The organism is Methylobacterium amylolyticum (assembly GCF_030700245.1).
Taxonomy (GTDB): Bacteria; Pseudomonadota; Alphaproteobacteria; order Rhizobiales; family Beijerinckiaceae; genus Methylobacterium.
Map to the genome: position 1 here is coordinate 1 of NZ_JAUYZI010000053.1, position 20,651 is coordinate 20,651.

22 protein-coding genes are annotated in these 20,651 nt (G+C 72.8%); 13 read left to right on the plus strand and 9 right to left on the minus strand.

The window, feature by feature from the left end; all coding sequences use genetic code 11:
- Positions 1–207 precede the first annotated feature (207 nt).
- Positions 208–1,146, plus strand: a complete 939-nt coding sequence (locus tag Q8W71_RS26660; protein WP_305524427.1) for an IS110 family RNA-guided transposase — start codon at positions 208–210, stop codon at positions 1,144–1,146.
- A gap of 90 nt (positions 1,147–1,236) precedes the next feature.
- On the opposite strand, the gene Q8W71_RS26665 is transcribed toward Q8W71_RS26660, so the two are convergent.
- The 3 genes from Q8W71_RS26665 to Q8W71_RS26675 form a co-directional block, all read right to left on the minus strand.
- On the minus strand, positions 1,237–2,025 hold the full coding sequence (locus Q8W71_RS26665; protein ID WP_305528440.1) for an aldolase: 789 nt from the start codon (positions 2,023–2,025) through the stop codon (positions 1,237–1,239).
- 313 nt (positions 2,026–2,338) lie between these two features.
- Complete coding sequence (locus tag Q8W71_RS26670) at positions 2,339–2,554, minus strand: DUF2093 domain-containing protein (protein ID WP_305528441.1); 216 nt, start codon at positions 2,552–2,554, stop codon at positions 2,339–2,341.
- Positions 2,555–2,722: 168 nt separating this feature from the next.
- Entirely contained in the window at positions 2,723–3,742 is a 1,020-nt protein-coding gene (locus tag Q8W71_RS26675) for a bifunctional riboflavin kinase/FAD synthetase (protein WP_305528442.1), read from the minus strand.
- Between the two features lie 289 nt (positions 3,743–4,031).
- On the opposite strand from Q8W71_RS26675, the gene Q8W71_RS26680 reads away from it, so the two are divergent.
- From Q8W71_RS26680 to Q8W71_RS26705, 6 genes are all read left to right on the plus strand, one after another.
- Complete coding sequence (locus Q8W71_RS26680) at positions 4,032–4,415, plus strand: response regulator (RefSeq protein WP_305528443.1); 384 nt, start codon at positions 4,032–4,034, stop codon at positions 4,413–4,415.
- A gap of 227 nt (positions 4,416–4,642) precedes the next feature.
- Complete coding sequence (locus tag Q8W71_RS26685; RefSeq protein ID WP_305528444.1) at positions 4,643–5,182, plus strand: protein phosphatase CheZ; 540 nt, start codon at positions 4,643–4,645, stop codon at positions 5,180–5,182.
- Positions 5,183–5,290: 108 nt separating this feature from the next.
- The gene (locus Q8W71_RS26690; protein WP_305528470.1) at positions 5,291–6,076 is read left to right on the plus strand and encodes a creatininase family protein; all 786 of its coding nucleotides are present in this window, start codon (positions 5,291–5,293) and stop codon (positions 6,074–6,076) included.
- 191 nt (positions 6,077–6,267) lie between these two features.
- Positions 6,268–6,828, plus strand: a complete 561-nt coding sequence (locus Q8W71_RS26695) for a sigma-70 family RNA polymerase sigma factor (RefSeq protein WP_305528471.1) — start codon at positions 6,268–6,270, stop codon at positions 6,826–6,828.
- Positions 6,825–7,481: an NrsF family protein gene (locus Q8W71_RS26700; protein WP_305528445.1), complete on the plus strand. Its 657-nt coding sequence runs from the start codon at positions 6,825–6,827 to the stop codon at positions 7,479–7,481. The genes Q8W71_RS26695 and Q8W71_RS26700 overlap by 4 nt, the downstream gene beginning before the upstream one ends.
- A gap of 281 nt (positions 7,482–7,762) precedes the next feature.
- The gene (locus tag Q8W71_RS26705) at positions 7,763–8,203 is read left to right on the plus strand and encodes a GFA family protein (RefSeq protein ID WP_305528446.1); all 441 of its coding nucleotides are present in this window, start codon (positions 7,763–7,765) and stop codon (positions 8,201–8,203) included.
- A gap of 158 nt (positions 8,204–8,361) precedes the next feature.
- Here Q8W71_RS26705 and Q8W71_RS26710 read toward each other — a convergent pair whose 3' ends face one another.
- Positions 8,362–8,856 carry a YcgN family cysteine cluster protein gene (locus tag Q8W71_RS26710; protein WP_305528447.1) on the minus strand — a complete coding sequence of 165 codons (495 nt, stop codon included), beginning with the start codon at positions 8,854–8,856 and terminating at the stop codon, positions 8,362–8,364.
- 310 nt (positions 8,857–9,166) lie between these two features.
- On the opposite strand from Q8W71_RS26710, the gene Q8W71_RS26715 reads away from it, so the two are divergent.
- Genes Q8W71_RS26715 through Q8W71_RS26725 form a run of 3 tightly spaced genes read left to right on the plus strand, consistent with a single transcriptional unit; the run spans position 9,167 to position 12,784 of the window.
- Entirely contained in the window at positions 9,167–11,434 is a 2,268-nt protein-coding gene (locus Q8W71_RS26715) for a transglycosylase domain-containing protein (RefSeq protein WP_305528448.1), read from the plus strand.
- A 37-nt stretch (positions 11,435–11,471) separates the two neighbouring features.
- The gene (locus Q8W71_RS26720) at positions 11,472–12,185 is read left to right on the plus strand and encodes a DUF1214 domain-containing protein (RefSeq protein ID WP_305528449.1); all 714 of its coding nucleotides are present in this window, start codon (positions 11,472–11,474) and stop codon (positions 12,183–12,185) included.
- Positions 12,173–12,784 carry a DUF1254 domain-containing protein gene (locus Q8W71_RS26725; RefSeq protein ID WP_305528450.1) on the plus strand — a complete coding sequence of 204 codons (612 nt, stop codon included), beginning with the start codon at positions 12,173–12,175 and terminating at the stop codon, positions 12,782–12,784. The genes Q8W71_RS26720 and Q8W71_RS26725 overlap by 13 nt, the downstream gene beginning before the upstream one ends.
- A gap of 760 nt (positions 12,785–13,544) precedes the next feature.
- Here the strand turns inward: Q8W71_RS26725 and Q8W71_RS26730 are convergent.
- Complete coding sequence (locus Q8W71_RS26730; RefSeq protein ID WP_305528451.1) at positions 13,545–14,405, minus strand: hypothetical protein; 861 nt, start codon at positions 14,403–14,405, stop codon at positions 13,545–13,547.
- 34 nt (positions 14,406–14,439) lie between these two features.
- On the minus strand, positions 14,440–14,637 hold the full coding sequence (locus Q8W71_RS26735) for a hypothetical protein (RefSeq protein ID WP_305528472.1): 198 nt from the start codon (positions 14,635–14,637) through the stop codon (positions 14,440–14,442).
- A gap of 420 nt (positions 14,638–15,057) precedes the next feature.
- Between Q8W71_RS26735 and Q8W71_RS26740 the strand changes: the two genes are divergently transcribed.
- Entirely contained in the window at positions 15,058–15,339 is a 282-nt protein-coding gene (locus Q8W71_RS26740) for a hypothetical protein (RefSeq protein WP_305528452.1), read from the plus strand.
- A gap of 37 nt (positions 15,340–15,376) precedes the next feature.
- Positions 15,377–16,333: a glutathione synthase gene (gshB, locus tag Q8W71_RS26745; RefSeq protein WP_305528453.1), complete on the plus strand. Its 957-nt coding sequence runs from the start codon at positions 15,377–15,379 to the stop codon at positions 16,331–16,333.
- A gap of 136 nt (positions 16,334–16,469) precedes the next feature.
- On the opposite strand, the gene Q8W71_RS26750 is transcribed toward gshB, so the two are convergent.
- Positions 16,470–18,005: a cation:proton antiporter gene (locus Q8W71_RS26750; RefSeq protein ID WP_305528454.1), complete on the minus strand. Its 1,536-nt coding sequence runs from the start codon at positions 18,003–18,005 to the stop codon at positions 16,470–16,472.
- 100 nt (positions 18,006–18,105) lie between these two features.
- Here Q8W71_RS26750 and Q8W71_RS26755 point away from each other — a divergent pair, with 100 nt between their 5' ends.
- Positions 18,106–19,524 carry an adenylate/guanylate cyclase domain-containing protein gene (locus tag Q8W71_RS26755; RefSeq protein ID WP_305528455.1) on the plus strand — a complete coding sequence of 473 codons (1,419 nt, stop codon included), beginning with the start codon at positions 18,106–18,108 and terminating at the stop codon, positions 19,522–19,524.
- Between the two features lie 241 nt (positions 19,525–19,765).
- On the opposite strand, the gene Q8W71_RS26760 is transcribed toward Q8W71_RS26755, so the two are convergent.
- Positions 19,766–20,242, minus strand: coding sequence for a hypothetical protein (locus Q8W71_RS26760; protein ID WP_305528456.1), 477 nt, complete (start codon positions 20,240–20,242; stop codon positions 19,766–19,768).
- Entirely contained in the window at positions 20,218–20,649 is a 432-nt protein-coding gene (locus tag Q8W71_RS26765; RefSeq protein WP_305528457.1) for a hypothetical protein, read from the minus strand. The genes Q8W71_RS26760 and Q8W71_RS26765 overlap by 25 nt, the downstream gene beginning before the upstream one ends.
- Between the last annotated feature and the right edge of the window lie 2 nt (positions 20,650–20,651).

Below are 20,651 nucleotides of genomic sequence, written 5' to 3' on the forward strand. Positions count from 1 at the left end.
GCCACCCTTGTATCTAGGAGGCGGCCCTGTGATGTGCTGAGATTGGGGCTGCGCCGGGTGGGGTGGCCACCCCACCCGGCGCGCGGCGTTTGGCGCCCGCCCACCCTCCGGCCACAACCGTGGGAGAGCTTTGGGACCGAACGCCGCCTCGTCACGCACGACCGGACAGTCGCTCGATTGCCGCTCGCATGGACAAGGCAGGTCACCGTGACACGCATCCTCTGTGGCGTCGACATCGGCGCCGACACCCTGGTCGCCCGCCTGGGCCGGGACGGGCCCGAACACACCTGCCGCAACACGCCGGAGGGTCTGGCCGACCTCGTCGCCTTCTGCCGGACGCATCGGGTCGACGTGGTGGCCATGGAAGCCACCGGCGGCTACGAGCGCTTGGCGTTCGGCCTGCTCTGGGGCGAGGGCCTCGCCTGCGCGCTGCTCAACCCGCGCGCCGTGCGCCGGTTCGCCGAGGGTATGGGCGTGCTGGAGAAGACCGACCGGATCGATGCTGGGCTGATCGCTTGGTACGCGCAGGTCAAGGCTGTCCGGCCCACCCCGCTCGCCTCGGCGGCGCAGGCCCGGCTGACCGCCCTGGTGACCCGCCTGCGCCAGCTCACCGCGCTCAAGGTCAGCCAGAGCAACCAAGCCCGTCTCGTCACCGATCCGGACGCCCTGGCCTCGTTCGCGCCCATCCTGGCCGCGGTCGCGGCGCAGACCCGGCGCCTGGAGGCGCTGATCGCCGAAGCGCTCGCCGCCGACCCGCTCTGGGCGGCGCTGGAGGCCGAGTTCCGCACGATCAAGGGCGTGGCGGGCCGCACGGTGGCGCTGCTCATGGCCGAGATGCCCGAGATCGGCACGCTCTCGGGCAAGGCGGCGGCCAAGCTCGCCGGCCTCGCCCCCCTGGCCAACGACAGCGGACGCCGCACCGGCCCGCGGCCGATCCGGGCCGGGCGCGCGAGCGTGCGCGGCATCCTGTTCGTGGTGGCCGAGATCGTCCGCCGCCATGAACCGGACTTCCAAGCCTTCCATCAGCGGTTGAGCCAAGCCGGCAAGCCCAAGAAGGTCATCCGCGTCGCCCTCGCCCACAAGCTGCTCGTGCGCCTCAACGCAAAAGCCCGAGATCTCCGTGCCGCTCTGCCCCAACCCGCTTGACACCCCAGACAGTCGCTCTCCCGCAGAGGGGAGAGGGACAGCGCGCCAGAAACTGATCCCGCAGCCGGCGGCCGATCCCGGACGAAAGAATCACTCGGCGAAGTCGGGCTCGTGGCGGGCCAGCACGCGCTTCACGCTCGCCAGATGCAGGCGGGCGCTCTCCGGGTCGCCCTCCCGCATCTGCGCGGCCGCCGTGCGGGCGATCTCCGGGTCGACCGGGATCAGGCGGCGGCCGGTGGAGAGCGCCTTCACCTGCACCTCGGCGGCGCGCTCCAGGTAGTACAGGTCGTCCCAGGCCTCGGCGACGGTCGGGCCGGTGACGATCACCCCGTGGTTGCGCAGGAACACCACGTCGGCGTCGCCGAGGGTGGCGGCGATGCGGTCGCCCTCGGCGGCGTCGAGGGCGAGGCCGTTATAGGCGTCGTCCACCGCCGTGCGGCCGTAGAACTTCAGCGCGGTCTGGCCGGCGAAGGCGAGCGGCTCGCCCTCGGTCATGCTCAGCGCCGTGGCGTAGGGCATGTGGGTGTGGAACGCCGCCCGGGCCCGGGGCAGGCGGGCGTGCAGGCGGGCGTGGATGAAGAAGGCGGTGGCCTCCGGCTGCCCCTCGCCCGCGACCACCCGCCCGTGGAAGTCGCAGACCAGCAGCCGCGAGGCGGTGATCTCGCGGAACGCCAGCCCGTAGGGGTTGACGAGGAACAGGTCGTCGCGCCCCGGCACCAGGGCGGAGAAGTGGTTGCAGATCCCCTCCTCCAGCCCGAGCCGCGCGGCCATGCGGAAGCAGGCGGCGAGGTCGGCCCGGGCCGCCTGGAGCGCGTCGGGGTCGATCGGCGCGCGGGCTTCGGGGGCGCCGTCCTCGACGAGGCGCAGTTCGTGGGCCATGCGGGAATCCCCTGTCGGAATGCGGGTCGGCGCCGAGGTTAGAGCCAGCCGGCCCGCGCGAACAGGTCCGGCAGACCGGCGAGGTCCGGCAGCGTCGCGTCCGGGATCGGGATCGGCCTGCTGCCGGGGGACGCGGTCCTGGCCGGGCATCGCGCGCTGGGGCCGGACGCGGGATTGCCCGACCCGCCCGCCACGGAACTCGCGTTGGTCGGGACGGAGCGCCGCCCGGCCCGGACGGTCGCGCTGCTGGCGGATCACCTGGCGGCGCGGGTCGGGGCGCTGCTCGGCGCGTGAGGCCCGCCCCTGCCGGTGCTCAGGGCCGGCCGGTCTCGCGCAGCCGCTTGAGGATCGCCTCCGGCGAGGCATAGGCCTCCTGGCGGGCCGCGCTCCAGTAGCGCAGGGCGTCGAGCGGGATCGGCTCGCCGGTCACCGCGCAGCGCACGAAGGTGCCTGGCTTCACCACGCGCATGGTGCCGTCGCCGTAGGCCACCACCGCCTCGCCGCCCCCGCGCTCGTATCGGCCCAGCACATCCGCCTCCGTCGTCGTCCCTGCGCGCCTTCTACACCGTCCGGCCGCCCGCTTGCAGCCCGTCATGCCGGATCCGCTGAACCTTTCAAGATGGCGGATCCGGGTCTCGCTCGATCGCCGCGCGGGCCCGGCCGATACGCGCCCCGCTCCAGGCGGGCGGAGAGCGTGTCAGCCGGCAAGCATCGACGGCGTGCGGTCGGCCGACAGGATCGCCCGGGCCTGCGCGGCGTCGACGTGCATGCGCTCCACCAGGGCCTCGGCGCTGGAAAAGCGAGCCTCGCCGCGGATGAAGCCCGAGAACTCCACCGCCAGATCCTGCCCGTAGAGGTCGCCGGCGAAGTCGAACAGGTTCACTTCGAGGAGCGGCGCGCCGTCGTCGAAGGTCGGGCGGCGGCCGTAGCTCGCCACGCCGTCGCACAGTCCACCGTCGCGCAGTCCACCGTCGCGCAGCGTGCCGTCGGCGAGGCGCGCGCGCACCGCGTAGATGCCGTGGGCCAGCCCGCAATCGGCGAGCCGCAGGTTGGCCGTCGGGAAGCCGAGCACCCGGCCGCGCTTGTCGCCGTGGCGCACCGGGGCGCGCACGAACCAGCGGTAGCCCAGCAGCGCGTTCGCCCGCGCCACGTCGCCGGCCGACAGCGCGGCCCGGATGGCGCTGGACGAGACCGGCTCGGCCTCGCCCGCCAGCGCCACCGGCGGCACGATCCGGCAGGTGAGGCCCGCCTCGCGGCAGAGTTCGGCCAGGATCTCGGGCGTGCCCTCGCGCCCGCGCCCGAAATGGAAGTCGTGGCCGATGACGGCACCGGACAGCCCGAGGCCTTCCCGGAGGAGGTCGAGCACGAAGCCGCGGGCGCCGGTCGCCGCGAGCGCGGCGTCGAACCGGCGCACGATCAGCCCGTCGAGGCCGAGCCGCGCGAACACGGTCTCCTTCTCGGCCGGGCCGGTGAGCCGGAACATCGGCGCCGCGGGCGCGAAGAAGCTGCGCGGATGCGGCTCGAAGGTCAGCACCGCGGCCGGACGGCCCGCCTCCGCCGCCTGCGCGCGCACCGCCTCGACCAGGACCCGGTGGCCGCGATGGACGCCGTCGAAATTGCCGATCGCCGCCACGGCCCCGGCGAGGGACGCGGGCACCGGCTCGTCCATGCCGCAGATCTGGAAGGGCCGCGCGGCCGTCTCGTCGCCTGGGGCCATCGGTGGAGGTGCTCGGTGGGTCGGGATGTCGGTCGATGCCGGCCGGCGCGCTGCGGCCGGCCCGGAGCGCCCGGGACGGGGTCCGACGCGCCGGGACCCTGCCGAAACCGGCCGGGAGGGTCAAGGCGGGCGGATCGACGCCGCGGACGGGGTCCGGGCCGATTAACCGGTTCGCAAGCGGCGCCCGATAGGTTTGCGGCGTGCGGCCCGGCGTGGCGGGGAGCGCTGAGCAGAATTGAGCAGCCGCCCGGACCCTGGAGTCCAGCGGAATTACCGGAGCAATGGGGTCATGGGTCTCGAGCTGAGCATGCCGATCCTCGTCGTGGACGACTACCAGACGATGGTCCGCATCATACGCAACCTCCTCAAGCAGCTCGGCTTCGAGGAGGTGGACGACGCCTCCGACGGCACCGCCGCGCTCGCCCGCCTCAAGGCCCGCAAGTACGGCCTCGTGATCTCGGACTGGAACATGGAGCCGATGACCGGCTACGAGCTGCTGCGGCACGTGCGGGCCGACGAGACCCTGCGCACCACGCCGTTCATCATGGTCACCGCCGAGTCGAAGACCGAGAACGTCATCGCCGCCAAGAAGGCCGGGGTGAACAACTACATCGTCAAGCCGTTCAACGCCGCCACGCTGAAGGCGAAGATCGAGGCCGTCTGCGGCAGTTGAGGCGCACCGACAGGGTTCGGGGTTCGGGGTTCGGCGCGGGCGCGCGCGCCGGACCGACACGAGGGGGGACGTGACCCGACCCCGGACGGCCGGTCCGAGAACCGGTCGACCGTTCGCGACGAAGGCCGCCGGTTCGGTGCAGGCCGGCATGGCTCCCGCTTCGGATGCGTGCCCCGCCCGCGGGCCGCCCGCGGCGCAAGGCGAAGATCCTGATCCAGGAGGAGATCGTGCCCACAGCCGTCAGACGCCAGGCCGCCCCGCGGTTTCGCGAGCCCGTCCCCACGGCGCTCGTGGCGGAACTCATCGAGATCGCCGACTACATCACCCACATGCGCGAGGCGATCGCGGCGCTGCGCCCGAACGAGATGAGCCGCGCCCGCATCCCCATGGCGCACGAGGAGCTGGGCAGCGTCGTCGCCGCCACCGCGGGGGCCACCAACACGATCATGGAGGCCGCCGAGGCGATGCTCGGCCTGCCCGACGGCCCGGGTTACCGCGCCGGCGTGGAGGCGCGGATCAACACCATCTTCGAGGCCTGCGCCTTCCAGGACATCACCGGCCAGCGCATCGCCAAGGTGGTGGAGGCGCTGCAACTGTTCGAGGGGCGGCTCGGCCGGTTCGTCGGCGCGGTCAAGGCCCGGGACGCGGCCGACATCGACCCGGCCGAGCAGGCCCGCCGCGACCGGGCGCAGGACCTGCTCCTCAACGGGCCGCAGGCGGTGACCGAGACCCCGTCCCAGGACGACATCGACGCGCTGTTCGCCTGATCGCCGTCCGGAGCCGGCGTCGGCTCGCGACGGCGTCCGGACCATCGACGCCGGGGTGCGGCGGGCCTACATCACGCCCGTCGTCCCCGAAGCCATGTGGGCAAGAGAATGGTCGCGCGGCTGTGGTCCGAACTGACCGCGGCGGACCTGTCCGGGGGCGCCGCGGCGCGCTCGGTCGCGGTGCTGCCGGTGGCCGCGATCGAGCAGCACGGCCCGCACCTGCCGCTCGGCACCGACACGCTGATCGCCGAGGGCTATCTCGACCGGGTGCGGGGCCTCGTGCCCGCCGATCTCGACGTGCTGCTGCTGCCGGTCCAGGCGGTCGGCAAGTCGGACGAGCACGACGCCTTCCCCGGGACGCTGACGCTCACCGCCGTCACGGCGCTCGCCGCCTGGACCGAGATCGGCGCCGGGGTGGCCCGGGCGGGCTGCGGGCGGCTGGTGATCGTGACGAGCCACGGCGGCAACAGCGCCCTCATCGACCTCGTGGCGGGGGAACTGCGGGGACGCCACGGCCTCGTGGCGGTGACGACCTCGTGGAGCCGCCTCGGCATCCCGGACGGGCTGTTCCCGGCGGACGAGGTCGCCCACGGCATCCACGCGGGCGGGATCGAGACGGCGCTGATGCTCGCCCTGCGGCCCGACCTCGTGCGGACGGACCGGATCGCCGACTTCCCTTCCCGCAGCCGCGCGATGGCCCGCGACTTCACCCACCTGCGCGCCGGGCGCCCGGCGGCCTTCGCGTGGAAGGCCGGGGACCTCCACCCCTCCGGCGCGATGGGCGACGCGCGGCTCGGCACGGCGGGGGCGGGGCACGCCCTGCTGGACCACGGGGCGCAGGCCTTCGTCGCGCTGCTGCACGACGTCGCGCGCTTCGAACTCGGCGCCCCGTAACCGGCGCCCCGTAACCGGCGGACCGGGGCCGGCGAAGAGCCGCCAGGCACCGCACCGCGCGGCATCCCCGGAGACGCATCCGCATGACCCTCACCCTGGCCCTCGGCGCCGCGGAGACGCGCTCCCTGGTGGCCGGGACGCGTGCCGCGCTACAGGTTGCAACCGTGGGGAGACGGATCGACGGGGCCGGGATGGCGCTCGAAGGGGAACTGGCGGCCCTGATGGCGGCGGCGCAGGGGGGCGACGCGGCCGCCTACCGGGCGCTGCTGAAGGCGTGCCTGCCGGTGGCGGCGGCCGCGGCCCGGGCGCAGGGCCTGCGCGGCGAGGCGGTGGACGACGCGGTGCAGGACACGCTGATGACCGTGCACCGGGCGCGGGCGACCTACGACCCGGCGCGGCCGTTCCTGCCGTGGCTGCGCGCCATCGCCCGCCGCCGGGCGATCGACCGCCTGCGCCGCGACGGCCGCCGCCCGCGGGAGGTGCACGACCCGCTCGCCTACGAGGGGGAGGTCGATCCCGGCCCCCTCCCCGGCGCCGGCCTCGATGCGCGCGAGCGCGGCGCGGCGCTCGCGCGCGCGGTCGCCGCCCTCCCGGAAGGGCAGCGGCAGGCCGTGGAGCATCTCGGCCTGCGGGAACTCTCCCTCGACGAGACCGCCCGGCTCACCGGCCGCAGCAAGGGCGCGCTCAAGGTCAACCTGCACCGGGCGCTCAAGGCCCTGCGCGCCAGCCTGACGCGGGGAGAGGATCGATGAGCGATCTCGGCCGTCACGACGGGCTCGTAGAGGATCTCGCCAGCCATCTCGATCCGGTGCGGCCGCTGCCCGCGCCGGGCTCGCGCGCCGCCCTGTGGCTCGCCGCCGCCGTGCTCCTCGGGCTGGCGCTCGCCACGCGCTACAGCGCGGCGGGCCTCGCCGTGCGGATGGCGGTGCCGGACATGGCGCTGGCGGCGCTGGGCGCCGTCCTGACCGCGGTGAGCGCCGCCTACGCGGCCTTCGCCACCAGCGTGCCGGGCCGCTCGGCCGCCTGGGCGCTGCTGCCGCTGCCGGCCGCCGCCCTGTGGATCGGCGCGAGCGGCCTGGGCTGCCTGCGCGACTGGCTGGTGCCCGGGGCGCCGCTCGCCGATGCGGGGGAGATGCGGGGCTGCTTCGGGTTCCTCGTGGGCGTGTCGGCGCCGCTCTCGGCGATCCTCGTGCTGATGCTGCGCCGGGCCTGCCCGCTGCGGCCGAACCTGACCGCGGCGCTGGCCGGCCTCGCGGCGGCCGCCGCCGCCGCGGCCCTGCTGGTGCCCTTCCACCCGCACGATACCACGGTGAGCGACCTCGTCGTCCATGCCGGCGTCGTCGCCGGGGTGATCGGGCTCAACGCCCTGGCCGGCGGCCGCGTGCTCGCGGGGCGTCCCGGGTAGCGCGGCCGGCGGCGGCCCGAGCACGCGGGCGCCTCGGCCGGGACGGCGCACGCGCGATCCGCGATCCGCGCGGCGGCGCGGGGGCTGGGCACGACCCGTCACGAACTGCCGATCGGTCCGGTCAGGACAGGTTCAGGTGGGTCAGGCCGTCGTCGAGAGAGGCCTCGCAACGCGAACCGGGACCCCCATCCGGCTCCCGTGCAACGCAACGCGCCATCGCCGCGGCGGACGATTCAGGAGACAGACGAGATATGTCCGTGACCTCGGGACCTGATCACCACATGGCCACCTGCCGCTGCGGCCACGTTCGCCTGCGCGCGAGCGGCCGGCCGCTCGTGACCTCGGCCTGCCATTGCACGGGTTGCCGCCGCATGACCGGAGGACCTTACTCGCTCGGGGCGATCTACGCCGCGAACGCTGTCGTGGTCGAGGCGGGCGAGACCCGAGCGATCGGTGCCGATCACGGTGCCGGCCATCAAGGCTGCCCGCGTTGCGCCAGTTGGGTCTTCAGCCGGCCGCGCGAAGTCGACGACATCGTCGTGGTTCGCTCGCCCCTGTTCGAAGATGCCGCGGCCTTCCCGCCCTTCATGGAGACCTGCACGTCCGACAAGCTCCCGTTCGTGGACTTCACAGCCCCGCATCGCTTCGCGCGATTTCCGGATCCGACCGAGTTCCCCGCCCTCATCGCGGCCTATGCGGCGTGGGATCAGGTCGAGGTCTGACGACATCGGCGCCGCAGCCGCGCCAGTCTGCCGACGCGGCTCAGGCGTAGCGACGGCTCCCGGCGCCGACCATCCCGGTCGATGCGGGGGCTCTGGCTCCGGATGGGAGCCGTGCCGCGCTCTCGCCCCCACCGACACCGCTGCTTGCGCGGACCGCCCTAATCGTCGTCCTCCGGCTGCAGCCCCGGCCAGTCGACGATCCGGTCGGGATACTCCTCCTCCAGAAATTCCTCCTCGTTGCCGGACAGCCGCCCGCGCACCGAGATGCCGGCCTCGTGCACGCTCGACGCCCGCCCCGAGACCAGCGGGTGCCAGGGGTAGAGCGCCTCGCCGTCGCGCAGCAGGCGGTAGGCGCAGGTCGGCGGCAGCCAGGGGATCGTCCGCACCGCCTCGGGGGTCAGGCGGACGCAGTCCGGCACGCGGGTCTGCCGGCGGGCGTAGTCCCGGCAGCGGCAGCCCATCCCGTCGAGCAGGGTGCAGCCGATGTCGGTGTGGTGCACCTCGCCCGTCTCCTCGTCCTCCAGCTTGATCAGGCAGCAGCGGCCGCAGCCGTCGCACAGGCTCTCCCATTCCTCGGGCGACATCGCGTCGAGGGTCTTGGTCCGCCAGAACGGCTCGGCCGCCCCGCGGCGTCCGGCCGGAGGTTTGGGCATGGGAGGGCTTGCGCGCGTGGGATCGTCCGTCCCTGTGCCCGAGGGGGGCGCCCGGGGCAAGGGCGCCCGGGGTGAGGGCGTCTAAGGCGAGGGCGTCCGGGGCATCGCGTGCGCCGCGCCGCCGCCGCAATCGCCGCGTCAAGGATAACGCCGGGTTTTTAGGCCCCGACCCGGCCGCGGCGCGTCGTCCGGGCGCCCGTCCACGGGGCCGGCGCCTCGCCGTCCGCGCCCGGGCCTGCTATGAGACGCGGGGAGCCGCGGCCCATCCCGTCCCCGCCGCGAGGGCGCCCGAAGACCGGATCCGACGACCGTGCGCCTCCCCAGCCTCTCCGCGATCCGAACCCGCATCGAGCGCGCCGCGCTCGCCTTCGACGCGTGGGTGAATTCCGGCCTCTACGACGGCGGCCGGTCGACCGGCGAGGTCTACGAGCGCTTCCAGCGCTTCATGAGCCGCTTCGCGGTGCGCGGCTGGAAGCGCGCCGCGCTCGACGTGGCGAGCGAGGGCGTCACCCTCGGCACCGGCGGCGCCGTGCTGATGCTGGCGCTGGCCCAGCCGGCCTTCAACCTCACCAGCGACAACTGGCTCAAGCAGCAGGATCTCGCCGTCACCTTCCTCGACCGCTACGGCACCGAGGTCGGGCGCCGCGGCATCAAGCACGACGACTCCCTGAGCCTCGACCAGTTTCCCGACATCATGATCAAGGCGCTGATCTCCACGGAGGACCGGCGCTTCTACGAGCACTGGGGCATCGACCCGATCGGCACCGCCCGCGCGCTGGTCAACAACTCGCGCGGCGGCGGCAACACCCAGGGCGGCTCGTCGATCACCCAGCAGCTCGCCAAGAACCTGTTCCTCACCAACGAGCGCTCGCTCGAACGCAAGGTCAACGAGGCCTTCCTCGCGCTGTGGCTCGAGAGCCACCTGACCAAGAACGAGATCCTGAAGCTCTACCTCGACCGCGCCTACATGGGCGGCGGCACCTTCGGGGCGGTGGCGGCGGCCGACTACTATTTCGGCAAGCCGCTCAAGGACATCAGCCTCGCGGAGGCGGCGATGCTCGCGGGCCTGTTCAAGGCGCCGACGAAGTACGCGCCCCACGTCAACCTGCCGGCTGCCCGCGCCCGCGCGGCGGACGTGCTGCACAACATGGTCGAGGCGGGCTTCGTCACCGAGGGGCAGATCCAGACCGCCCTGCGCAATCCGGCGACCCCCGTCACCCGCACCCGCGACATCACCGCCGACTACTACCTCGACTGGGCGTTCGGCGAGATCAAGGGGATGGCCGATGCCGGCCGCTTCCGGGGCGACCGCGTCCTGACGGTGAAGACGCCGCTGGATCTGGCCATCCAGAAGCGGGCCGACGACACGGTCGCCGACATCCTGCGCAAATCCGGCGACGCCTACGACGTCGACGAGGCGGCGATGGTGATCCTCGATCCCGACGGGGCGCTGCGCGCCATGGTCGGCGGGGCGGATTACGGCGAGAGCCAGTTCAACCGCGCCACCGACGCCCTGCGCCAGCCGGGCTCGTCGTTCAAGCCCTACGTCTACGCCGCGGCCCTCGCCTCGGGCCAGTACAAGCCGGACACGGCGGTGGTGGATTCCCCGGTCTGCATCGGCAACTGGTGCCCGCAGAATTACGGCCGGTCCTACTCGGGCCGCCAGCCGATGTGGCTCGCGGTGGCCAAGTCGGTCAACACCATCCCGATCAAGATCTCGATCGCGCTCGGCAAGGCGATGGGCATCTCCCACGAGGCCAGGGCCGCCAAGGCGGGCCGGGCGAAGATCACCGAGATGGCCCACAAGATGGGCATCACCTCGAACCTGATCGACACCGTCTCGATGCCGATCGGCTCGGACGAGGTGACGGTGATCGACCAGGCGGCGGCCTACGCGGTGTTCGCCAACGGCGGCTTCCGGGCCAAGCCCTACGCGGCGATGGAGGTGAAGAACTCGGCGGGCGAGGTGATCTACCGCCACGCCGACGAGGCGCCGGAGCGGGTGCTCTCGCCGCAGGTCGTGGCGGACATGAACTTCATGCTCAACAAGGTGGTCGAGGAGGGCACCGGCAAGCGGGCGCAGCTCGAAGGCATCAAGGTCGCCGGCAAGTCCGGCACCACGAACGCCTACCGCGACGCGTGGTTCGTGGCCTATACCGGCAACTACGTCGCCGCCGTCTGGTACGGCAACGACGACCACACCTCCACCAACAAGCTGACCGGCGGCTCGCTGCCCGCCCAGACCTGGCACGACGTGATGGAGCCGGCCCACCGCGGCATCGAGATCAAGGGCCTGCCCGGCCTGAAGGAGGGTCCGCGCGCCGCCGCGCAGCAGGCCGCCGGCGGCACCACGGCGCCGACCGACCCGAACGCCAGCGCCTACGGCAAGCTGTCGCGGCGCTCCTTCGAGGTGATCGGCGGCCTCAACGGTCTGTTCCGGACGATCGAGCGGCCGCCCGCGGACGGGGCCGCCGTCAAGCCTGCCGGGCGTCCGGGCGACCGCGCCTCGGCGGCCGCGGCCGCGCGCGAGGTCGCCGAGGGCGCCCGCGCCGTCGGCGGCCGGATGAGCGTTCCGTGAGCGGTCGGCCAACCGGTATCGGCATGAGTGATCGACCATGAGGCTCGCCATCCCCGGGCCGGCCGCGCGCGGCGCGGGCGGCGACGAAACGGGGCCCTCGGCCGCCGCCCGCGCCGCGCACCTCGGCGGCCGGACGGCCCGGTTCGCCGCGCGGCTCGGGCGCAAGAGTTCGGTCGCCGGCCTCGCGCTCTACGCGCTCGGTCTGGGTGCCGTCCTCGGCCTCGCCTCCGCCGACTGGGCGACCAGCGGCGGCTACCCGTTCGGCGGCGTCCAGATCGGCGCCTGGACCGCGTGGCCGCGGGCCGGCGCGGCCAACGCCGATCCCTACACCCGGGCCGTCAACGCCCGCCGGGGCGAGGTGCCGCTGGCGGTCGGCGAGGGCCTGCTGCTCACCGCCGCGGCCGACGATGCCGGCCGGACGCTCGACGCCGCCTGCACCTACCGGATCGGCGGCGCGATGCCCTCGGCCCGGGCCTGGACCCTGACGGTGGCCGGGCGCGGCGCCCGGGATCCGGACCGCCCGATCGTGCGCGAGGGCTTCACCTCCACGGAGATCCTGCGCGAGCCCGACGGGCGCTTCGCGGTCCTGCTCTCGCCCGAGGTCCAGACCGGCAACTGGCTGCCGAGCCCGCGGGCGAGCGGGCCGCTGCGCCTCGCGATCCGCCTCTACGACACGCCGGCCGCGGCGAGCGTCGGCGCGCTCGACCGGGCCGCGGTGCCGTCCATCACCCCGATCGGGTGCGCGTCGTGAGGCTGCGCTTCGCCTACGCCACCCTGGTCGGGCTGGTCGTCGCCGGCATCGTGCACATCGCCGCGGTGCTCGCGATCCCCGTGCTCTCCGACGCGGACGCGGCCTCGCGGGCGCGCGCCAGCGAGTCCCTGGAGCATCCGCAGACGGTCTACACGGTCGCGACCGGCGACGACCCCTCCCCGCCGGAGGCGTGGCTGCCGATCCCGGATCCGGCGGTCGCGGTCGGCGTCTGCGCCTACGACCTCGCCGACGGCCCGATGCGGGTCTCGGCCCGCACCGGCCCGCTGGCGCTGTCGCTCGCCGCCCACGGCCGGCGCGGCGCCTTCTACGCCGTGACCGATCAGGCGGCCGTGCGCGGCGCCCTCGACCTCGTGATCCTCACCCGCGCCCAGTACGACGAGGCGCTGGCCGAGGACGACGAGAACGAGCCCAGCCGCGACGTGCGCATCGTCGCCCCCGAGGGCCGCGGCTTCGTGGTGGTGCGGGTGCTCGCCGGCCTCCCGAGCCAGCGGCCGGCCGCCAACGCCGCCGTCCAGGCCGTGTCCTGCACCACCGACAGCCCCGCCGACGAGCCCCCCGCCAAGGGCGCCAAGCGCTAAGCAGGTTCGCGTCGGCACGCCCCACGGTACACGACGCGGCGAGCCGAGGGGCGTTTCCGACCCTCGACCTCATCCTGAGGTGCCCGCGCGAGCAGGCCTCGAAGGAGACCACCAGGGATCGCGCGGCTGGCTGGAGGGCTCCTTCGAGGCCCCTTGCCGAGGCGATGGGCACCTCAGGATGAGGGGGGTTGGTTGGATCGGCCGACGTAAACTCCAATCTGTCGTGTACCGTGGGCACGCCAACGCGAACCTGCTTAGAGCGCTCGCCGCCGAACTGGATGCCGGTCCGGCGAAAGAGAGAGCGTCGAAACAAGAGCTTAGAGCTGCGGACGATCGCGACGCGCACGGTCCACGACGGTGCGTGCAAGTTGACGCATCCGACCCTGTTCCTCATCCTGAGGTGCCCGCGAGAGCGGGCCTCGAAGGAGGGCTCCAGGGATCGCGGCGCCCTCTGGAGGGCTCCTTCGAGGCCCCTTGCCACGGCAAGGGGCGCCTCAGGATGAGGGGGTCTGACAACGTTTCCGGGTGAAACGTTCGGTGATCCTGGCCTGCGCCGTCATCGCGAGCCGCAGGCGATGCGACCCAGGGCAGCGCGCGTTCTCCGAAGGTGGCGCCGCTGGGTTGCTTCGCTCCGCTCGCAAAGACGGAGAGGGTCGATCCCGAACCCTTCGGCCGGAAGCCGTATGATGGGATCCGCGGGGCTGCACCCCGGACTGCCGTCTACTCTCGCGCAATGCGGTCGGGAACGGCTCCAGCCGCGTCAATACTTCACGACGAGCGGCGCGCTCGCGGCGGCCACCGGCGGCGGCCCGGGAACGAGGCCGCAGCGGGCCGCGGCGTCCTCCGGCAGCAGCGGGTCGAGCAGCGCGCGGCGGGCGGTCAGCATCGCCACCGCGCGCTCGGCCATGACCGCGTCGTTCCCCGGCGCCTCGGCGAACAGGTGCTCCAGGGCGTAACGGTAGCGCTCCAGGCGCAGGCCGGCCTCCAGCCGGACCCAGGCGATGAGGCACCGGTTCTCGGCGACCCGCATCGCCGCCTGGCGGATGTCCCAGTCGTCGAGGGTCCGGGCGTAGGGCAGGCTCTGGAGGCGCCGGGCGTCCGCTTCGAGGACGCGCGAGGCCAGGGCGACGAAGAGGGGGATCAGCCGCGCGTCGGCCACCGCGTCGTCCGCGAGCCGCCGGTAGCGGGACACCGTCGACCGGAACGGCTCGCCCATCAAGTCGGCGTGGTAGGCGGGGATCGCGTCGGGGCGCCAGGACGGCGGCAGCACCCGCGCGCGGGTGAGGTTGGCGAGCACGTCGGTGAACGCGACCCACGTGAAGGCCGGCATCAGGAAGCGCCACGCGCGGTTGCGCAGGGTCTCCTCGTCGTCGGTGAACGGCGAGGCCGAGGCCGGACCGCCGCGCTCGCGGGCGGCCAGGGTGCCGGTCGCGTCGATCAGGGCGTTCCAGGCGCTCGCCTTCGGGCGGCCGAAATCGCCTTCCTGCGCGCAGGCCGCGAGCCAGATCAGGGCGAGCCCGGCCGGCAGGGTCCGCAGGGCGGTGCGGAAGGGACTGGGACCGACAGGGCTTGAGCCGAGAGGGCTTGGGCCGATAGGGCCCGGGCGGGGCTGGGCTGGCATGGGCCTCGGCCGGCGGAGGGTTGGCCGGAGCGCGTCAGGAGGCGCGGCGCTCGTAGCGCACGCCCAGGAACAGCAGGATCTCGCCGCGGGCCTCCCCGGCGCGCGGTGCGCGGCGGGGGCGGCGCGCGCCGGGGGCGGGGAACGGCACGAGGACGCCGCGGGGTCGCTCCCGCTGGGCGTCCCGCCTCGGCTCGGTGGCGTCCCGCGCGGGGCGGGTGTCGGGTTGCGGCATGCGGTTCACGGTCGGGCTCCTGTCGGCTGTCCGGGCGCTCGCGCCCGGGCCCTGCGGAGGGCGTCGGCAAGGGCGGTGAGGCGAGAATCAGCACGGCGTGGTTAACTGACCCTTACCGGCGCCGCCGCGGACCGCGCCGCGTCTGGCCCGGCGCTTGCAAGGCCGTCTCGCCCATGGCGGGCGTTTCCTCCCTTGACTTGGCCCTGCCCGATGACGGGCGGGGCCTTTTTCCGTGCGGGGGCTCCGCCGGTTCCGGGCGCGGCCGTGCCGAGGACCCGCGTGTGCACCGCCGGTCAGACCGGCTCGCGGTGCGGAACTGCTGTGGCGCGGTTGCGCTTGCCTAGCGGCTGGGCGGCCCGATATGCGGAGCCTGAGCCCGGAGGGCATCGCCCGCGACCCGACAGCCGAGGACACCGCTGAATGCGACTGGTTCCGCAACCACTCCTGCGCCGCCGCACCCTCGCCGCGGCGGGCGTGGCCCTGGCTCTCACCGCCGGCCCGGCCTCGGCCCAGCGTGAGGATCAGGGGCTGCAATTGGGCTGCGCCGACGACTACTTCCGCTTGTGCATCGGCGTCGATCCGAGCAGCCCCGACGCCGACCGCTGCATGATGCGCAACCGCAGCAAGCTGTCGCCCAAGTGCCGCGCCGCGATCGGCGACTACGACCGGCGCACCGGCAGCAAGTCGCTTCCGAACGAGTGAGGATGTCCCCCCGCGAGCCCCGGACGGAGCGGCCCCGATGAGCCTGACCGTCGCCGTGCAGATGGACCCGATCCAGAACATCCGGATCGCGGGCGACACGACCTTCGCCCTGCTGCTGGAGGCCCAGCGGCGGGGCCACAGCCTGCTCTACTACACCCCCGATCGGCTCTCCCTCCAGGGGCGGCGGGTGACGGCGCGCGTCGAGGCGCTGACGGTGCAGGATGTCGAGGGGTCGCACTTCACCCTGTCGGGGCCCGAGCGGATCGACCTCGCCGGGGCCGACGTGGTGCTGATGCGCCAGGACCCGCCGTTCGACATGGCCTACATCACCGCCACGCACATGCTGGAGCGGATCCACCCGAAGACGCTGGTGGTCAACGACCCCTTCGAGGTGCGCAACGCCCCGGAGAAGCTGTTCGTCCTCGACTTCCCCGAGTTGATGCCGCCGACCCTGATCAGCCGCGACAAGGCGGAGATCGAGGCGTTTCGCCTGGAGCACGGCACGGTGGCGATGAAGCCCCTGCACGGCCACGGCGGCGCGGCGGTGTTCCGGGTCTCGGAGAAGGACCCGAATTTCGGCTCGATGTTCGACCTGTTCGCCGCGACCTTCCGGGAGCCCTGGGTGGTGCAGCGCTACCTCGAACGCGTCACGGAGGGCGACAAGCGCATCATCCTCGTCGACGGCGCGGCGATGGGCGCGGTCAACCGGGTGCCGGCGGCCGGCGACATCCGCTCGAACATGGTCCGCGGCGGCGCCGCCTCGGCCTCCGAGCTGACCGAGCGCGAGCGCGAGATCTGCGCGACGATCGGCCCGGAACTCGCGCGCCGCGGCCTGATCCTGGTCGGCATCGACGTGATCGACGGGCACCTGACCGAGATCAACGTCACCTCCCCCACCGGCATCCGGGCGATCCGCCGGCTCGGCGGCCCGGACCTCGCGGTGACGGTCTGGGACGCGATCGAGGCGCGCGTCGCGGCCGGCAAGGGCGTCTGAGGCGGCCGCGAAGTCGGGGTTTCCAAAGGGCGAGCCCTTTGGCGGGTTTTCAGGGTGGAGCCCTGAAGAGCGCGGGGCTCCGCCCCCGCACCCCGCGAGAGGGCTCGCCCTCTCGACACCCGGTACGGGCGCGCGGTCAGGTTTCGCCCCTGGGCGTGGCGTTGAGTTCCGCCCAGTCGAATTCCTCCTCCAGCAGGTAGTAGGCGTCGTCGCCGATCCGCCCCCGCCGCCGCAGGTCCAGCACCGCGTCGCGGGCGGCGGCGATGGCGCGCCGGCGGGCGGCGTCGGTGGGGAGCGTCTCCGGGGCCCTGCCCTCGTCGTGGGCTTCCGCCTCCGCGAGCGCGGCGCGGAACTCGGCCCGCAGCGCGTCGGCCTGCGGCTCGTCCGCGCCCGCCGCGAGGCTGTCGAGGGCGGCCTGATAGGCGGCGGCGCGGGCGCGGCCCGCCTCGCGGCCGACGGGATCGTCGTCCGGCAGCCTGAGCCGGTTCAGGAGCGGGCTGAGCGTCAGGCCCTGCACCACCAGCGTGCCGAGCACCACGCAGAAGGCGGTGAACACCACGAGGTCGCGGTGCGGGAACTCCCCGGGCAGGGCGAGGGCCGCGGCGACGGTGACGATGCCGCGCATCCCGGCCCAGCCGACCGCGGTCCCCGCCCCGAGGCGCGCGCGGATCCCGGCCTCGCTCAGGCCGAAGTTGTGCGTGGCGGTGGTCGGCAGGACCCAGGCGAAGCGCACGAGGGTCACGGTGGCGTAGGTCGCGGCGGCGAGCAGCACCGCCTGCCACTGGTCCGCCCCCGACAGGCGCCCGAGGATCGGGTCGATCTGGATGCCGATCAGCACGAAGGCCAGCACATTGAGCACGAACACCGTCGTGTCCCAGACCGCGTAGGAGATCACCCGCGCCCGCGGCGGCGTCACCCCGGGCGCGTGCCGCGCCACCGTCATCGCGTAGGTCACGACCACCAGCACCCCCGACATCTCCAGCCGCTCGGCGGCGAGCCACAGGCCGAAGGCGGCGACGAACTGGAGCACGATCGCGCTCGCCGGATCCCGCACCCGCCGCATCAGCGCCACCGAGAGCAGGCCGAGGGCGGGACCGGCCGCGAGGCTCGCCACCACCCCGAGGAGGAACGTCGGCGCCACCTCGCTCGCCGAGAAGCCGCCGGCCATCGCCGCGCCGACGGCGAGCCGGTAGATCAGCAGCGAGGCGGCGTCGTTGAGCAGGCTCTCGGCGCGCAGGATCGTGGCGAGCCGGTGCGGCATCGGTGCGTGCCGCAGCACGGCGAGCGCCGCCACCGCGTCGGGGGGCGCGACCACCGCGCCGAGCGCGACGCAGGCGGCGAGCGGCATGTCCGGCACCACGAGGCGCGCCACCGTCGCCACCGCCAGCGTCGTCGCCGCCACCGCGCCCACCGCGAGGCCGAGCACCGGGCGCCAGTTCGCCCGCATGTCGCGCACCGAGGCGTCGTAGCCCGCGTCGAGCAGCACCGGGGCCAGGAACAGGGCCAGGGCGAATTGCGGGTCGAGCCGCAGGTCCGGGACGCCCGGCACGAAGGCGAGGCCGATGCCGCCCAGCGCCAGGAGGGCCGGGTACGGCGCGCCCACGCGGCGCGCGAGCGCCGACAACAGCACGGCGCCGAACAGGACGCCCACCACCCACTCGAAGATCAACATCGTGCCGACATAGGGCGGCGTGCGCGGGCGCACGGACCCGTGCCGGCAACGCGGGCAGGTTGTAGGGTGCCTGCGTCGAAACGCGCGGAGGTATCGGGCGGTGGCGCAAACCCATGCGGAGGTCGGCCGGCGGGTCGCCGACGGCCTCACCCGGCGCATCGCCGGACACGTGCTGGGCTGGCTGCGGCCGCAGGCCGCCATCGCCGCCGGCCGCACCCGCGACGGCGTGCGCCGGGCCGAACTCGACGGGCTGGGCTTCGCCTTCCGGGCGCGGGTCTTCGCCATCGCCGTGGTCTCGGCGTGGCTGCTCGTCTCGGTCGCGTGGCCGCGCAACCTCTACTACCTCGCGATCGCCGCGGGCTTCTTCCTGCTCGGCTACCTCCCCTACCGCCTGCGGCGGCACCGGCTCGCCGGGCCGATCAAGCTCGCCTTCGTCGTCCTCGACGTCGCCCTGATGACCGCCGCGATCCTCATGCCGCCGCCCTTCGGCCTCAGCGCCGACTGGCCGGTTCAGATGCGGCTGCGCGGGCAGGAATTCCTCTACATCGTGCTGCTGCTCGCCGAATCGGCGCTGACCTACTCGCCGCTGATGGTGCTGTGGACCGGCGCCGTGATCGCCGCGGTGTGGTCGCTCGGCGTCCACACGATCTACATGCTGCCCGACACGCTGCGCTTCTCCGACGCGGCCGCGCGGTCGGGCGACGGGTCGATGATGCGGATGTTCCTCAACCCGACCTTCGTCGGGCTGACGCCGTGGACCACGCAGGTGATCGCCACCGCGCTGTTCGCGGTGATCGTCGCGCTCGCCGTGTGGCGCGGCCGCCAGACGCTGCTGGCCCAGTGCCGGGCGGAGGTGGTCCGCGCCGACCTCGCCCGCTACGTCTCGCCGGACGTGGCCGACGCGCTCGCCGCCAAGGTCAACCACGGCGCGGCGCATGACGGCTTCGGGCCGCCGGCGACCCGGACCGTCGCGGTGCTGTTCGCCGACATCGTCGGCTTCACGGCGCTCGCCGAGACCCTGCCGCCGGAACGGACCTTCGCCCTGCTGCGCGATGTCCACCAGCGGGGCTGCGGAGCGGTGTTCCGCCACGGCGGCACCCTCGACAAGTATCTCGGCGACGGCTTCATGGCGACGTTCGGGGCGCTCGGCGACGAGCCCGACGCCGCCGCCCGGGCGCTGGCCTGCGCCTTCGCCCTCCAGGACGAGGCCGCCCGCTGGAACGCGGCGCGGGCCCGTGCCGGGGAGGCGCCGCTGCGCCTGTCCGTCGGGCTGCATTGCGGTCCGGTGGTGGTGGGCGACCTCGGGGCGGAGCGGCGGGTGGAGTTCACGGTGGTCGGCGACGTGGTCAACGTCGCGAGCCGCCTGGAGCACGCGACCCGGGAGGTCGGCGCCGGCATCCTCGTCTCGGACGCCTGCCTCGCCGCGGCCGGCGGCGAGCCGCCGGGCCGGCCATTCACGGGCCGCCGGGAGATCGCGCTGCGCGGGCGGGCCCGGCCGATCCTCGCGCACGCGGCGTGATTTCGGATTGCGCGGCAGTGATTGCCGTCATGCCCCCGGCGACGTGCCATGCCCCGTGCGAGCCTGGCACGTCGATCCGCGCAACGGGATTGCAAATGCGGTTCTGATCAAGCGTATCGATATAAAAATCGTTTTCAATCATATTACGAACATGTGACAAAACTACTTATTTAGACACATCCTCTCGACAAATTGCCCTCTACCTGATCGGATGGCGCGTCAGAGATGACAACGTGGACGGTCAAGCGGCAATAGTATCGATGTTCTTATTAAATGAAGTCCAATCCCTTTTAATTTTCTTGTTTTCGAATCTGCCGGGTTGCAAATGATAGATCCAGTCTTTCCTAAAGAACAAAATGGGCTCTTTCTCCTGTCCAGGTCTTGTTATGCGATAATAATTGTATCTCTCAGCAGGAGGTGCCTTGCTTATGTTCTCGATTGAAATTGCCAAAACGTGCGAGTTGTTTACGATGTGTACGGAAAAAGGACTGATTTTTCTTGGCAGGGCCGCTGCACGATATGCTTTGAACAAAAGTTTCGATATGGCAAGTGGACCATACTGGTCTATGCCTGACCAGATCAACCATAGGCGGAACGCGCGGTCTTCATAATCGTATGCCCAGAGAAGGCCCTCCGGATTGAGGCCTAGCTTTCCAAGCGCCTCATAGTACGCGCGACCTGCTTCAAGTTGGTCTAAAGAAAGTTCTGGCGTATCCATGGCGCCGCTCCATCTTCATCTGAGAACACAGCGTCAAACAACGAAATCGCAACGGCCCGAGTCATCCTCAGGCTGTACATATCGTCCCGCCACCATTGAAGAACAACAGCCCATGCTGGTGCGATGGGATGCATCTCATCGATCGTCATTCCCAGAACGCGCGCCAAATCCGCGATCTTGTGGGTGTAAAGTTCTCTACGGCTCGCCCGCGATGGCCAAGCGTTCAATCGCTCCCGGCGCATGATCGCCGCCTTCAGCGTGCATTCGAGCGAAAAGCCGGCTTGGCTCCAAGCCGCGCTCGCGGTCGTATCGTCTGCGAGGGCTTGGCGGGCGAGCGCGCGGTACAGGTCCGCTAACTCTAACCACTCGTCGACGCTATCGGCTGTTGGAAAGGACAAGGCTGCCAAGC